At 45.8% G+C, this 15,653-nt stretch carries 8 protein-coding genes; 1 reads left to right on the top strand and 7 read right to left on the bottom strand.

Annotation, left to right across the window (positions count from 1 at the left end; translation table 11 throughout):
* Positions 1-178 precede the first annotated feature (178 nt).
* The 7 genes from ICL80_RS00720 to ICL80_RS00690 all read right to left on the bottom strand — a co-directional run bounded on the left by ICL80_RS00720 (position 179) and on the right by ICL80_RS00690 (position 11,905).
* On the bottom strand, positions 179-2,419 hold the full coding sequence (locus ICL80_RS00720) for a TonB-dependent receptor (protein ID WP_194214235.1): 2,241 nt from the start codon (positions 2,417-2,419) through the stop codon (positions 179-181).
* Between the two features lie 157 nt (positions 2,420-2,576).
* Positions 2,577-3,116, bottom strand: coding sequence for a peptidylprolyl isomerase (locus tag ICL80_RS00715; protein WP_194214234.1), 540 nt, complete (start codon positions 3,114-3,116; stop codon positions 2,577-2,579).
* Between the two features lie 144 nt (positions 3,117-3,260).
* A complete protein-coding gene (locus ICL80_RS18060; RefSeq protein WP_228073705.1) occupies positions 3,261-5,930 on the bottom strand; it encodes a helix-turn-helix transcriptional regulator in 2,670 nt (889 codons plus the stop codon).
* A 166-nt stretch (positions 5,931-6,096) separates the two neighbouring features.
* A complete protein-coding gene (locus ICL80_RS00705) occupies positions 6,097-6,708 on the bottom strand; it encodes a helix-turn-helix domain-containing protein (RefSeq protein ID WP_194214233.1) in 612 nt (203 codons plus the stop codon).
* Between the two features lie 159 nt (positions 6,709-6,867).
* Positions 6,868-8,022 (bottom strand): alpha/beta fold hydrolase, encoded by a 1,155-nt coding sequence (locus ICL80_RS00700; RefSeq protein ID WP_194214232.1) that lies wholly within the window; start codon positions 8,020-8,022, stop codon positions 6,868-6,870.
* 100 nt (positions 8,023-8,122) lie between these two features.
* Positions 8,123-10,354: a TonB-dependent receptor gene (locus ICL80_RS00695; RefSeq protein ID WP_194214231.1), complete on the bottom strand. Its 2,232-nt coding sequence runs from the start codon at positions 10,352-10,354 to the stop codon at positions 8,123-8,125.
* Between the two features lie 297 nt (positions 10,355-10,651).
* Positions 10,652-11,905, bottom strand: a complete 1,254-nt coding sequence (locus tag ICL80_RS00690) for an amidohydrolase family protein (protein WP_194214230.1) — start codon at positions 11,903-11,905, stop codon at positions 10,652-10,654.
* A gap of 260 nt (positions 11,906-12,165) precedes the next feature.
* On the opposite strand from ICL80_RS00690, the gene ICL80_RS00685 reads away from it, so the two are divergent.
* On the top strand, positions 12,166-15,651 hold the full coding sequence (locus ICL80_RS00685) for an indolepyruvate ferredoxin oxidoreductase family protein (protein ID WP_194214229.1): 3,486 nt from the start codon (positions 12,166-12,168) through the stop codon (positions 15,649-15,651).
* The last annotated feature ends 2 nt before the right edge of the window (positions 15,652-15,653 follow it).

The raw sequence follows: 15,653 nt of genomic DNA, 5'->3' as shown, positions 1-15,653 counted from the left end.
CAAAAGTCGCTCTTTTCGAGAAAAACCTGTCGGCACATGGCTATTGATTTTGGTTGCACTCATCCGTAACCAGACGCATACGTCTGGTCTAACACTCAGTTTAAAACGTTACTGTATCTGCAATAATCAGAAGCAGGCGTGCGGGGTGCAGGCTATGGGCTGCACCCCTATATTTGCCTTAGAAGTTATAGCGGAAATCCAATCGCCATATGTCTTGCTGGCCAGCATGGGCATATCCGCCCAATACCCACTCTGAATTGTAGACTTCGTCAAAAACATTGCTTCCAGAAGCTGTTATAGACCAAGTGCCATCATTATCTTCTACCCCTACGCGGACATTCATAAGATCGATAGTTGATCGCGCGGTTGTGTTTTCTGGATCCCAGTACTGACTGCCACGACGCTCATAGTCTGCACGTAAGAAAATACCAAGGTTTGAGGTAATTTCTTTGCGGTACTGCCCACCAACATTGATGGTATATGACGGCACATAAGGTGCTTTGTTCCCGATGGCAGCAGGGTTCACGCTATATTCCTTGATTTTGCTATCGGATACAGAGAGGCCGGCAAATACATCAAGGTTTGGGGTTGCTCTTGCGGTTAATTCAAGTTCGCCGCCTTTGATGTTTATATCTTCAATTGGCACCAATACTTGGGCACTAACTGCACCAATGAACACAAAGTAAGGGGCATTAGTAATATCGGTGTTGTAAATTGCACCGTTCAAAGAAAGGCGATTATCCAGCATTTGGGCTTTGAAGCCAATTTCAGAAGTTTCGGTGATTTCACGGTTTAACAGGTCACTTACACCAGCAACACCAGCGCCAGCCGCAAGGACACCAACGCCGTTCTGGTTAAATTGACCACTTCTAAAGCCTTGTCCCCACGAGGCATAAAACGATAGATCATCGGTTGCCAGATACCGGAGGCTTACTTTGGGCTGAAACTTGCTGAAGGTCGCTTTGTTTACAGCGCCCGGTGCACCGATAGGAGATACGAGCACACCGTCAGTATAGTTGCCCTGTGCGGCGGACACTGTTTGTTTTCGTTTGTCGCGATCATATCGTCCAGCAACAGAGAACTCTAGATTTTCCGCAATATCATAATCAAACGCAAAGAAGAAAGCATATGCTGTGTTGTCATTGTCATCTGCAATGAAGGAGCTAAGCGGGCTGATATCAGATGAAGTTGGTTCACTACGCAACCTTACATAGCCCTCTTCCAAGTCAAGCATTGTTGCAGAGGATACAAACCGATCAGTTAGCAGTAAATATGTACCGAACATCCACCTAAAGCGCTGATCATCTGGTGATGTAACCCGAAGTTCCTGACTAAAAGCTTCAATATCAAAGAACTGTGATTGAATGCCATCATAAAACGGAAAGTCACCAAATGTTATGCTGGAAGCCGCAGTATAGGGAAACTGATCACTTCCTGTGCTTTGTGTAATTTTGTCATAACTGGTAACAGATGAAATACTACCCCAGTCTGCTTCATAATTAAGGCGCAGGGAAAACTGGTCTAGGTCACGGTCGTCTACGCCTAGATTGTTAGCTGAAAAATCACGCTCTACCAAATCAGCATCTGCAATTGTAAAATCAAAACTCGGCAACCCGGTTACGGGGTCAGAAACAGCGGGTTGATAGGTATAGTTAAGGGCGCCTGCGTGAGTGCGGACAATGTTTACACGGGCATCTGCCGAGAAATTATCGGTTGGCTCCCAGCGCAGGTGACCGCGAACTGTTACATCTTCCAGGTAATCAACTTTTTCATCCAGAACATAGTTATTAAAGACACCGTCCCTATTAATATAACTGCCGGAGAGTCTATAAGACAATGTATCTGATATTGGCCCCGAGATAGATCCTTGAAGATTATATTCGTTGCCGCTTGCAAGGCCGCCCTTCACGTATCCTTCAAATTCTTTTGCTGGGCTTACAGTATTTATGATGATCGCGCCGCCTGTGGCGTTCCGGCCATACCGTGCACCTTGTGGGCCTCGTAAAACCTGAATATTTTCAACATCAAAAAGCATTTGGTCAAAAGACCTTGAATTAACTTGTAAGACACCGTCCACAACAACAGCGACGGGCGGTTCGCCGTTGCGTGTTTGGGAAAGGCCTCTAATCGTAATGAAGTTTGTGCCGGCATCCTGTGCATTGGAGATGGTAATACCGGGTGTTAGTCCGATAAAGTCATCAACCTGATTGATGCGCGCATCCTCAATGGTTTGTTTGGTGAGAACAGAAACCGATAGCGGCGCTGATTGCAGCGTTTCTGCACGGCCACGCGCCGTTACAATAATTTCATCCATGACAAAACCATTTTCGCTATCAGTTTGCTGGGCGGAAACATGCCCCGCGCCTGAGGCTAAAAAGGCTGCTATTGCCAGATGAGACGTTAGGTTTTTAAAGCTCATTACTCTCTCCCTGAGAAGTGATTTTTGTTTCACACTGGTATGATTTTCTATAATTTATTATGGCGGTCGCCTAGGGGCGGCGCAACGCAGCATTCGTGTAGGTTTCGGTGTTTTTTGGATGGCTTACTGTAGGAAAGACGCTACCCAAACGGGTAGGTCAGGGGGCTATCACTTCATATGGACGAACCGTATTTATTTGAATTCTGTTTGCAAGAAACTCAGTTTGTTCAGCACGAGAGAAGATTTTTTCAACTACATCATACCCTGAACTAACCCGCCCAAAGACAGCAAAGCCTTGTCCGTCGGGGTGCCTAGTGCCGCCGTGGTCTAGTGCTGGTTCATCTTGCATGACAATGAAAAAGCTACCGTATGTTTGGCCTACGTCATACCGTGCTGTTGAAAGGCTCCATTTTTTATGAAGCAAGCCTGTTTCTTGTGTCGATTCATGCCGAATGGGCGGTATAATTTCAGCGTCACTTTCCATGCGCCCCCCTTGAACAACATGAATGGCGACATCTGGATTATAACTGTTGTTATCAGGTGTTACTATTCTAAACACTGAGGTTCCGTCCAAGGCACCCATAGTTGCCAGTTTTTGAAAATATTTAGCTGTGACGGGCGCGTTCACGTGATCAAGCTCCAGTTCAAAAACGCCTAATGCCGTATCAACTATTAATATGGTGTTCTTGGATGACATCGCTTAGCCTTTTGTTTCTGTTCGCTGGTAAAGCTAGGGAAAATAAAAGCAAAAACAAGCTGCCTAAACGGGTAGGCCTTTGTGTCAAGAACGATGAGTGAAAGGCAAAGAGGATATTTTTACCACATTTTGCTTATGAAAAGCTTATAGCAACCCCATGCGCTTGGCTTCAAAAACCGCTTCACCGCGGCGGCTAACCGATAGCTTTGTATAGATGTTTTTAAGATGGAACTTCACGGTATTGTCGGTTAGGTCGAGCTGTATGGCTATAGCTTTATTCGACATTCCGTGTGCTAAGTGGGTTAGGACCTGCCGTTCACGAAGGCTTAAGATATTGAGTTGGTCAGCCCCATGATTTTCAAATTGCCCAGATAGAAACTTATCCACAAACACCAGACCTTTGCCGCCCTCAGGCAAATTGAGTGTATCACGCATTGAATAGAGAGCGCTTTTGAGGGGGGGGTTAAACTGAAACGGCCAGAAAAAATCATAATCTGCGCACAGTTCTACAAGTTGGGTTAGGGTTGTGCGGATTTTTTCTCGTTTATCTTGCCGGAGATAAAAATTACAAAGCTCCGTGATGAGCCTTACATGATGAAAATTGGCATTTATCAGGTCAGTTTTTTGCGCAATGGCCAATAGTTTTTCCTCGGTGACATCATCACTCTCCATTTGTAAGGATGATAATTTAATCACGCTCAGGACATGGCTTTGCCAATTTTTTGGCCACGGGTATTCTGTCGGCATTTCTTTGAGCTTATTGGCAATATACCGCGCATTGTGCATGTGGTTAACTTTGAACTCTACCTCGCATTTCAACACAAGACAGAATTGCTTCAACCGTGTTAGCTCTCTAATAGCGGCAACGCTTTCGTACCGTTCGATCATAGCATAAGCCGTTGCCCATTCAGAGTTTGCTGCCGCCAAATGATAGCCTGCATCAAGGCCTGTCATATAAATTTCAGCCCAGCCATCATGTTCTTCAAGGTCCGCTAAAGAGGTCATGAAAACTTTAAGGTCGTTCTTATCGGCGCGACCAGACCACACAGTAATGGCAAACTTTAATGTACTGACCAGATATTTCAGGCCACTATCTGCACCAAAATTATTCTCAGCCAGTTCGAGCGCCATTTTAGTTTGGACATCTGCATTCTCAAAGTCGCATTTAAATAAAGCGGCAACACATGCATGCACATAACAATAATTTAGCCCAAGAACAGACCCGCCTTGGCGCATTAGCATGAAGGCGCTTTCCAATATTGTTTCTATGTTTTTAAGACGTCCATTGGCAAAAAGGCTGTTTATCTCTGTACACTTCAGGGTGCCGAGAGAAAGGGAATCTATATCGTGTAATTCTGTTGTTGTTTGTTCCATCAAAGCAGCAAGTTCATTTTCATTGGGAATAATATCTTGGTAAATACCGAGCAATTGCCCAACAAGTAGATGATCCTGCAGCCATTCAGTGTCGGAACACGACCGATTTTGCCATGATGTGGCATCAAACAGAAACCGCGCTTGCTGTAGTTCACCGTCCTTGCTGTAAAGATAGGTTCTGGCGATGGCTACCCTAGGGAAGTTTTGCAATTCTGTTTCGGGAATGAAGCGTAAAAGCTTACGCATAAAACCAATGCCTTGGGTGAGGATGATTTTCCAGCCGCCAAGTCCGGTTATAATATCAGCACACCGGCCATACTCTTTAACACGAGCGGCATAACTGGTTGCTTCAATAGGTTGGCCATTTTGCAGGTGCCATTCGCTGGCCCGCAGGCACAGACCACTGATAACGGCTGGCGCACTTTTTCTAAGCGATTCGTATAAATATTCCCCAAAGAGATGGTGATACCTGTACCAGCTGCCTTCTTTGTCCATTGGTATGATAAAGGCCGTAAGGGCACTTAGTTTTTCCATTGTCATCCATGCATTGTCATTTTCTAAAACATGGTTAACAAGGCTTTCATTGAAGCGTTCAAGTGTCGATGTATAGAGAAGGAAGTTCTTTTCCTCATCGTCAAGCGCATCAACAACCTGTTCTGTGAGATACGAGGCAATAAAGTTATTGGAGTTACCGAGTTTTCCGGCAGAAAAATCTCGAAGATTACCACTACCAAGTTTCGCCAATTGCACGGCGACCGGCCATCCTTCCGTTTTATCATAAAGGGAACTGAAATCTGTTTCACTTAGATTTGAATCAATGGCTTCTATTGCTTCATCTTTTGTTAAGCGCAAATTATCTGTACCCAGTTCCACAGCTAAGCCAGAAGCAATGAGGGTGGCACAGTCAATGTCAGGAACCGTTCGACTGTTTATTAAAATGGAAAACGAACGCGGGGTTTCTTTAATAAGCTGCTTGATTAAAGCATCAATTTGGGGCGAGCATACACGGTGGTAATCATCGAGGATCAGTACGCAGCGCATATCGGCCATTTCAATTTCAGTAATCAGCCGCCTTATTACCACACGTTCTGATGTGTCGGAAAAGCCATTTTTGGCCCCGACAACCATTTCTTCCATATCAAGGCCGGCATTGGCAAGGGCCAGAGTGATGTAGGAGAGAAACTGCCTGCCTTCAAAGTCATTTTCATCTAGGGAAAACCAAGGGCAGGCAACACCTTCGGATACCAGTTTTTCACGCCACTGGCTAACAAGGCTGGATTTTCCGAACCCCGCAGGAGCGATGACCAAAATCAGCTTATTGGAAAGGGCATCTGTCAATTCTTCAATAAGGCGCGGCCTGTCAACAATCTTGATGTTAGGCCGCTCTGGCTCAATCTTTGATGGGATAAACCAGTTATCCAGATAGCTTACATCCTGCATTTTAAGCCTTTTCACTTATGTAGTGAAAACCTATAAGCAAAATTACTTTAAGAGCAATAGCTCAGTGTAAATTCTTACTTTATTGCTGTTTTAGCAATGATGGTGGCGTCTATGATGATTTTTCTGCATAGCGAGCGTGTACAACAAGCTAAGGCTAAAAGGTATCTTATTTAAGGTACTTTACGGTATTAATGTTCGGTGTGGAAAATACTGATAAAATGCGGCAGGTTGTTTTGCCTACATTGATATATGCATGCCCCATATCAGAATCAAAAAAGATCGAATCCCCCTGATTAAGATAGGCGGGAGTATAAATATCAGTATATAAAGCCAGCTCACCCTCAAGGACATAAACATACTCCTCACCAGGGTGACGGTGAAATTCCCCAAACTCTTCAAGGTTTGTTGCATGAACTTCGGCAACGATAGGTGTTATGCCCTTATTCAGCAGGTCATATGCTTGATACGAAAAATCACCGTTGGGGGAACGTACAAGTTTGCCCTCTCCGGCTCGTGTAATACTTCGCCGAGAACTTGGTTGTCCGGCAGTCTTTTTTTGTTTGGGTGCGCCAAAAATATCTGCAACATTAATTTCAAGAGCAAGGCCTATGCGTAAAAGTTTGTCGACCGTAAGCTCCATTTTATCATTTTCAATTTTAGAAAGCGTTGATACCGGCAGGCCTGATTTTTCGCTTAATTCAGCAAGTGTCCATCCACGTTCAATACGGAAACCCTTTAATGCAGTTCCTGCCTTTATTTCCATATCAATGTTCATCATGTTGCCTCCACACAGAAGGCTTCACCTTCTACATCCCAAACCACTTGCAAATCTGGAAAGATTTTGCGCCTTCTGAAAGTTTGTATTCTAGAGGAAGACTTGAGACAAGGTCAATCACTGAACCGCCCTTTGCCTGCATATTCAATTTTGCGGAAAGCTTTACTCACTTTTTGAAATTTCAGGCGCGACATCTCCTACATCTGCTGCAAGGGGTCTTATATCTTGTACCAAGTGCATCAGTAATTTACCGGGTTGTTCTAGCTGCATCATATGAGCTGAACTTTCAAACCAAAAGAGCTTCTTTTGGGGGGCTGTAAGTCCTTTAAACCACTGCGCCGCAATTTCAGAAGGTGTTGCATAATCATACCGTCCGGCAAATATAAAAATAGGGCACTCTATTTTTGTAATACCATCAAGACTTAGCTTGGATAATGCCGGTATTAACTGAATTAGGGAATACATAGTAGCCTGCGAAGATGAAGCCAGGTCATCGTCTGTATAGTCAGGTGATAGAAGCGGTACGTTTGCTTCATAGTCAAAGCTTGTGCGACCCCATGTCATGCCACCATAATAGCCCAGCCATTTACGCTGTGTAACAATATGCTCTAATGGCGTTGGCCCGTCGGGGCTTGGGTAGGGAGAAATTGCCGTTAGTTCTTCAATTGCCTGCAGGTTATGAGCTTCTTTTGCAGATCTTAAGGCAAATGCGTAACCCACTTGTTCATTCTGAGGGCCATTGATAGCCTGTCCCATACCAATATAGGCATGGAGCCATTCAGGGTGGTGCTCAGCTATTTTAAGGCCCATTACTGTGCCCCACGAATGCCCAAGAATGAAAATCTTTTCTTTATTGTAACGCTTGCGAAGAAGGGAAACCATTTCCTCACCGTCTGCGACCATTCGATCCATCGTAATCGTTGGGGTTACTATTTCGGGGTTATTTATCGTTGATGTTTTCCCTGCACCGCGCTGATCCCACTGAACTACGGTGAAATATTCTTCCCATGGCCCTTGGTATAACCAACTTGTTGGCATTTCAGGTGAGCCTGGCCCCCCATGGATAAAAAGTAGTACGGGATTACGCCGGTCACGCCCCCGCACTGAAATCCACTGCTGTATGCCACCCACCTCAACGGGAATCAGTTCTTCCACGGCATGTGGGGTCGGGATATGCCGGAATTTACCAATTATCTCTTGCACATACTGGCGCGTGTATGTTGCAGCCTGTTCATCAACACCTACACCGGCACATACTGTACTCCATCCTGCGGTTAGGACTATAGCAAGACCGCACCCTTTTAATATCTTAAGCATCTTTGTCTCCTAAACCTATAGTGCCCAAGGTTTTGGCCCAGCTATACCAGACCAAAACCTTTTGAGAGCGCTTTATAAAAACAGGTTAATGACCCTATCTTTAAAGTTTATAGTTCAGTGTCAGGCCCACTGTTCTTGGCCGAACAATATAAAGTTGCAATGGATCAATCGTTCCAGATGTTACGCCGTGTGAATTACCAATATTATTCACAAAGGCAGTAACACCAACACGCCCAAACTGAACACCAACGCGCGCATCAAATATATTATAACCGCCTTGAGGTGTGCCTGAGATCAAACCGCCCGGTGCTGAGGAAATGTAACGGTGTGCCAGCACAAGGGTTGGCTCAAGAGAACTTTCTGCCCAGTCATATGACAGAGTGTTAGCCACCTGCCATCTGGAAGCACCTGGTAATGTGGTGCCTTTGGGTACGATTGCCTCGCCGCCACCTGGGTTAAAGTCTTCATCTAACTTAGCGTTCAGGTATGTAGCGTTGCTTGAAAGCATTAATTCTTCGGTCACAACAAATGATGCACTTGCCTCAAGGCCGTAAATTCTGGCCTTACCAGCATTTGTTGCATAGTTGAGCTGCTCTGGTGTTCTAAGGCGCAGTTGTATATCACTCCAGTCGATATAAAAGGCTGTGGCATCAAGTTGTAGGCGTTTATCAAGGAAAGTTGACCGTGTTCCCAGTTCATAGTTGATGAGAGAATCGCTATCATAGCTTAAAGGAACCTCTGTGGCAGGAGTCGACTGTATAATATTTGGTCCCCCAAAACGGAAACCTTTTGATACCAGAAAATAAGACATAAAGTCATCATTCGGTGTCCATGTGAGAGAGGCTTTTGGGTTAAACCCAGTCGCTTTTTGTGTACCCTCAACATCTGACTCAAGTGCGCCAGCGACAAAAAGGGTATAAAAGCCATCCGAAACAGTACGGCTTTTAATCTGTTGGTGAAATAAACGTCCCCCAACAGTTACCTTCCATTGGTCATTAAAGTGAAAGGTGCCCTCCCCAAATAGTGCGCTCTCTTTTGCAAATCCAGTTAAATTTGCATTTAGAAAAAGCCCACCCGACGCAGAAAGGGCGCCAATACCTTCGCCAAAAAGAGGGCCGTAAATTGCTTCAACAATAGCTTCGCCATCTTCTGCAACGGCAATATTTTTAATATACTGGTGCGTATTGTCATGCATGACACCAACAACATAGTCAAAGCGTTCACCGCCGTTTGAAGCAAGGCGAATTTCATACGTTTCCCCTTTACTTTTGGCAGGTTGAGCAACCGTTACCAGCTCAGTTCCTGGAAAAAAGGCTCCAAAGGATGGCGTATAATCTGCGATAGTATCCTGTGTTTTTTGGTGCGAGGTTACGGTTGCCGTGAGGGTTGCAAACGAGAAATCATGGTCCATCCTAAGGTTATGGATGAGTGTACCAAAGTTACTAGTCTCTGGCAGCAATGTGTTCTTTTGCATAAAGTCTGCAATATCAGGGCTTTGGTAGCCATTATCGCGTGTATTCTGGGTTTGCTGAAGATAGAGATATGTAAACTTGGTGTCTTCGCTCGGCTGCCATAAAGCCTGCACTCTACCGCCGCGCACAAGTGTACGGTTTGCATTATCTACACCTGTGCCAATGTTATCAATAAAACCGGCATCTTTCCTATATACAAACACACCTCTAACAGCGAGCTTGTCTTCAACAAGCGGGACATTCAACATCACCTTACCCGTATAACCGGTAGCGCCGCCTTTTGTGTCTTGAATAGTGCTTTGCATGCGCATATCCCAGCCATCAAGGCTTGGTTCTGCCGCTTTATAGTTGACCGCACCGCCAAGAGAGGACGAGCCAAAAAGTGTGCCTTGTGGCCCCCTAAGTACTGCCACGTTCTCCACATCAAAGGTATCAATGTCCGGTGTTGCAATGGAATAAGAAGGGTCTGTCAGCGGCACTTCATTTATAAAATACCCTGTTGTTCCCTGCCCCTGGTCGATGCCTGTGGTGGTTGATACACCGCGGATAACAACGGTAGAGTTACCCGGCGTTGAAGCGTTGAAGACAACTCCCGGTGTGCGGGTCAGATAATCTGACATGCTTTCTGCGCCGATCTTCTCCATCTGAGAACCTGTGATCGCAGAAACAGAACCAGAAATATCTCTAACAGCTTCCGGCCGTTTGGTTGCCGTAATGATAATTTCCTCAATTTCCATCGACTCAGCACTCCCCGATGCCTTGCCCTGAGCAGCCATGCCGTATGACGGCATAGCCAGAATGGATGCAAGCGCAGAGCCTGCTAGCGCTATGTGTATAGCTTTATTTTGTGAAACGTACATATTGAACCTCCCTGATTTAATTATTTTCTCATTAAACCATATTTTTCATTTAAAGCAATATTTTTTGCTGATTTTGAAAAATTTATGAGGCCACAACGGGAGACATTATTAATTCTAATATTTAACTACGGTACATAACGTTCAAATCAGCCATACTCTGAATACTGATAATTAGATAACAAGAGAGCATCAAGCCATTGAGAAGGAAATGTAAATAGAAACATCAAAGTGCATCATGCATCTTTCTCATTTCTATTATTTGGCCTAATACTCTCTTTCCGTTTATCTCTTATTTACTTATTTAGCGCCTTTAAAAACAGTGCCCTCTTTCATCACAAAGGTAACTTTGCCGGGTTCGCCGACTTGCTCAATGTTGGATACAGGGTTTACAGGCATAGCAATAATGTCAGCGCTTGCACCAATGGCGATAACACCAAGGTCTTTTGCGCGCCCAAGTGCTGCTGCGGCATTTACGGTGGCTGCTTTTAGTACTTCTTGAGGCGGCATCCCGGCCCCTGCCAGCAATCCAAATTCTTCATGAACCTTGTCTGTGCTCATAATGCCAAGGTCGGAGCCAAAGATAATAGGGACGCCAGCCTTATAAGCTTTGGCAACACCGGCCTGACCATCTTCAAAACGATATTGAATCATTTTACCGGCGAGTAATGTTGGAGTGTAAGACGTGCCATGTTTTTTCATAAGTTTAATTGATGTGTCATCAACAGGGCCGTGCTCAATGGTATCGACACCCGCCTCAATAACCATATGCAAATAGTCAGGTGAACCGACCACATGCGCAGCCACCCTCCTGTTTAGTTGGTGGGCAGTATCAACAATTGCCTTTATTTCCTCCGGTGTTTCAACCATCGCCACATTAGGGTCTTCAGCGGGCAAACCTGCTTGACGAAGCTTGATCACATCAGCGCCGCGGCGAACCTCCAACCTAACAACCTTGGTGCACTCAACCACCCCAGTACAACTGGCCCGATTGCTGACAAAAGGTTCCACCTCGTGGCGCACATCCCAGTTGGATGGGTCCATGTCGCCGCCGTCAACCGCAACCTGTACTTCTGCCACATACATACGGGGGCCTTCGACGGCGCCTTCATTAATAGCATCCCGTAAATAATACGCGGTACCAGACTGGTCACCCAAAACACGGACAGTTGTAAAACCGTTCATTAAAAGTGATTTCACTCGTGGGATCATTTTCAGTACTTGCTGTGCGGGTGGGGCAATATAAGCATAGGCAATTTGTGGTGCAGTAGGTTCTGCTAAGTTAAGCACGCCAGTAATATGGGTGTGCATATCAATAAGCCCAGGCATTACCCAAGCATCTTTTAAATCAATCAGGGTATCGCCTTCTACAAAGCCATCCTTAATATCCTTAATCACACCATCTTCGATTATAATAGATTTATTAATAACCTCAGGTTTTCCCGGCTCAGCAATCAAATGACCAGCATGGATAACTGTCGTTTCTGCAGTCGCAGCCATTGTTAAGCCGATAGAACAGGTCATCGCTGCCATAAACGCTGGTAGGTATTTCATCGTGTATCCCCTCTATCGTTCCCAGAGTATTTTTGAGTGTTTCAAAGATCAATGCCATTCCCTTTCGTAAGGGTGGAATTATTATCATTATAACAATTAATAACCATATTAGTAATATAATTTTCTAATTTTGAAAATTTTTCTTTACTTACGCAAAACAGCTAAGCAAAGTACTTGTATTCTGGTCGCCGTAAAGGGTGCAGCAGAACGGCGCCTGACACATGAAGGGCTAACAAGATTTATAATGATACAGGATCAGGATGACTGAAATTACCCCCTCCCTTCTTGAATGGAAATTGCAAGACAAATATGACCGCAGTGAAGGAAAGCTGTTCCTGACAGGCGTGCAAGCCCTTGTTAAGCTTCCGCTTTTGCAGCATCAACTTGACCAGCAAGCAGGCCTTAACACAGCTGGCTTTATATCAGGATACAGGGGGTCCCCCCTTGGCAATTTTGATTCGGCTCTTTGGTCAGCAAAAAGCCATCTTAGTGATCATGGTATTATTTTCCAGCCCGGCCTGAATGAAGAAAGTGCTGCAACCTCAGTTCTGGGGTCGCAGCAGGCAAATATTCTTGATGTATCGCCCCGCTACGATGGTGTTTTTTCTATGTGGTACGGCAAAGGCCCTGGGGTGGACCGCGCAGGGGATGCCTTAAAGCACGGCAATATTTTTGGAACATCCTCACATGGGGGTGTGCTGGTTTTAGCAGGGGATGATCACGGCGGAAAATCATCTACGCTTGCCTTCCAGTCAGAGCAAGCTCTTAGTTCATTCCATATGCCTGTTCTTAATCCGACAGGTAGTGGCGACTATTTAAAGCTTGGTCTTTTTGGTTGGGCGATGTCGCGGGCAACCGGTTTGTGGACAGGCTTCAAGTGCCTGACCGAAACTGTTGAAAGTTCAGGTACTGTTGAGTTTTCATTTGCAGACGCCACCTTTAAAACCCCTGCGGATTTAATCGACCCACTATACAGGCAGCCGAGCGTACAGCTATTGCCTGTTCAGGAAGAACACGCTGTTCTGCAACACCGTGTGCCAGCAGCTCGGGCTTTTGGTCATGCGAATGCGATCAACATCCCCTTTTTTGAACCCAAGAAGAAAAAATTAGCCCTTATCACTGTTGGCAAAGCTTACGGCGATGTTATGCAAGCGTTTTCTGATTTGCGTATCACTAAAGAAGAGGCTGAAGATATCGGCATTGGCCTTTATATTGTGCGCATGTCATGGCCGCTTGATGATGATGGTATCAGGCAGTTTGCTACAGGATATGAGGAAGTGCTGGTTGTTGAAGAAAAGGCAGCCTTTGTTGAACCGCAGGTTACGCAGGCGCTTTTTAATTTGCCGGAACAAAACCGTCCACGCCTTACTGGCAAACGAGACCTTGAAAACAACCCTCTACTGCCAACAGGTGGTGAGCTATCTCCTACAGTTGTTCGTGGTGCCATTATAAGCCGCATGATGGCTCATAACCTTCTGGAGGCCCGGCATAAGGAGCAGCTTGACCGGCTTGAAAAGCTGGAACAGGGCCTTGCCAGAAACCCGGGTACAATTGTACCACGTACCCCTGCTTTTTGTTCTGGCTGTCCGCATAATCGGTCAACAAAAATACCAGACGGCAGCATAGCTCTTGCAGGTATTGGGTGCCACACTATGGCAGCCCGTATGCCAGATCGCCCAACAGCAAGGCCAACCCAAATGGGCGGCGAGGGTACAAACTGGATTGGCATGGCACCTTTTGTGGACCGCCCGCACGTATTTCAAAACCTTGGGGATGGTACGTATTTTCATTCCGGGTTGCTTGCTATCCGGGCTGCCGTTGCTGCAAAAGCCAATATCACATACAAGATACTGTTTAATGATGCCGTCGCCATGACCGGCGGGCAGCCTATTGACGGCGAACAAACTGTTGCAGGTATTGCCCGGCAACTTGCCGCAGAGGGTGTTGGTAAACTTGCTGTCATTACAGATAATATTAAACAGTATAAAGACCTTAGCAGTTTTCCAAAAAACCTTAATGTTTATGACCGGCGTGACCTGCTAAAGATCGAAAAAGACTTTCAAGAAATACCCGGCGTCACGGCCCTTATTTATGAACAAACATGTGCAGCTGAAAAACGTCGTCGTCGCAAACGCGGCAAATTGCCTGACCCTCAAAAACGTTATTTTATTAATACCGCTGTATGCGAAGGCTGTGGTGATTGCGGTAAGGCTTCAAACTGCGTTAGCCTTTACCCGGAGCCAACACCCCTTGGCACAAAACGGCGCATTGATCAAAGCAGCTGTAATAAAGATTATAGCTGTGTTGATGGCTTTTGCCCGTCTTTTGTTACAGTTCTGGGTGGTGATATAGAGAAAGCAGGCAGCAGAAAATCAGCAAACCTTGATGTAGGCCCCTCTATTCCCGCCCCTGCGGCAAATACTATTGAAGGGACCTATAACCTTCTTGTCACCGGGATTGGTGGCACAGGTGTTGTCACCATTGGTGCGATTATTGGCATGGCTGCGCACCTGATGGCTAAATCATGCTCCCTGCTTGACCTAACGGGCCTAAGCCAGAAGAACGGTGCCGTAATGAGCCACGTTCGCCTAGCAGAAACGAACAGCGCTTTAAACTCAACCCGTATTGGTATAGCCAGCGCCGATGCTGTCATCGGCTGCGACCTGCTGGTTGCGGCCTCAGATGACGCTGTAAAAACATACAAGCCTTCTACAAAAACCGTTTTAAACACGCATGCTGTTCCGGTTGCGGCCTTTCAGGTACTGCGCGACCTTGATATGGGCATGGCCAAAGCTTTGGCGCGAATTGAAAAGGCAACCACCCCTGATAGGGACACCACGTTTGATGCAACAGCCGTTGCTGAACAGCTTTTTGGCAATGCCATTCTGTCTAACATCATTTTATTTGGCGCCGCATTCCAGCAAGGCCTGGTGCCTCTTTCCCTTGAGGCAATTGAGGCTGCGATTGTGTTAAATAATGTGGCTGTTGAAACCAACAAAGCGGCTTTCTACACAGGCAGGCGGATTATTGCAGACCCGGCGTATTTAAAATCCCTGCACCTTGTTGAAACAACAGAGGTAGACAAGCCTAACCTTCAAACCACACGGCATACCTATGAAAAGCTGCTAACCGAATATCAGGACACGCACTATGCCCAGTCATACAGTAAATTTGTGGACACTGTGTGTGCGCGGGAGAGAGCTGTTCAACCAGATAGCATAGATCTGTCCCATACAGTTGCCCGTCAGCTTGGCAAATTGATGGCATATAAAGACGAGTATGAAGTTGCCCGGCTTTATAGTTCTGCCCATTTCAAGGCTGATTTGCAAAAGCAGTTTACAGGAAAAACCAAATTACGCTTCAATCTGGCGCCGCCACTTTTTGCAAAAAAAGATGCTGCTACCGGTTTACCTTTGAAAAAGGAATACGGTGGGTGGGTGTTGCCCCTTTTTAAACTGCTGGCCCCCTTAAAACTACTGCGCGGTACCGCCTTTGACGTGTTTGGCTATACCAGTGAAAGAAAGCAGGAACGGCAACTGATCCGTGACTATCAAGCCATGATCACGAACATACTGGTAAGCCTGACACCAGAGAACCTTGCAAGTGCTGTGGAGATTGCCAGCTTGCCGAATGATATTCGTGGCTTTGGCCATGTGAAGCTTGCCGCCATTAAAGAATACGAACAAAAACGCAAAGCGGCTCTTGATGCCTATTTGCTCCCCAATAAAGATCATTCACTTGAGTAAAA

Source organism: Kordiimonas pumila (assembly GCF_015240255.1).
GTDB lineage: Bacteria > Pseudomonadota > Alphaproteobacteria > Sphingomonadales > Kordiimonadaceae > Kordiimonas > Kordiimonas pumila.
The sequence above is the reverse complement of the archived record's forward strand: the minus strand, read 5'-3'. Positions and strand labels throughout refer to the sequence as shown.

What these genes read in the sequence shown, in the direction of transcription:
- ICL80_RS00690 (WP_194214230.1), bottom strand. Translation starts at nt 11,905, where the DNA reads ATGAAATACCTACCAGCGTTTATGGCAGCGATGACCTGTTCTATCGGC.
- ICL80_RS00705 (WP_194214233.1), bottom strand. Translation starts at nt 6,708, where the DNA reads ATGATGAACATTGATATGGAAATAAAGGCAGGAACTGCATTAAAGGGT.
- ICL80_RS00700 (WP_194214232.1), bottom strand. Translation starts at nt 8,022, where the DNA reads ATGCTTAAGATATTAAAAGGGTGCGGTCTTGCTATAGTCCTAACCGCA.
- ICL80_RS00685 (WP_194214229.1), top strand. Translation starts at nt 12,166, where the DNA reads ATGACTGAAATTACCCCCTCCCTTCTTGAATGGAAATTGCAAGACAAA.
- ICL80_RS18060 (WP_228073705.1), bottom strand. Translation starts at nt 5,930, where the DNA reads ATGCAGGATGTAAGCTATCTGGATAACTGGTTTATCCCATCAAAGATT.
- ICL80_RS00695 (WP_194214231.1), bottom strand. Translation starts at nt 10,354, where the DNA reads ATGTACGTTTCACAAAATAAAGCTATACACATAGCGCTAGCAGGCTCT.
- ICL80_RS00720 (WP_194214235.1), bottom strand. Translation starts at nt 2,419, where the DNA reads ATGAGCTTTAAAAACCTAACGTCTCATCTGGCAATAGCAGCCTTTTTA.
- ICL80_RS00715 (WP_194214234.1), bottom strand. Translation starts at nt 3,116, where the DNA reads ATGTCATCCAAGAACACCATATTAATAGTTGATACGGCATTAGGCGTT.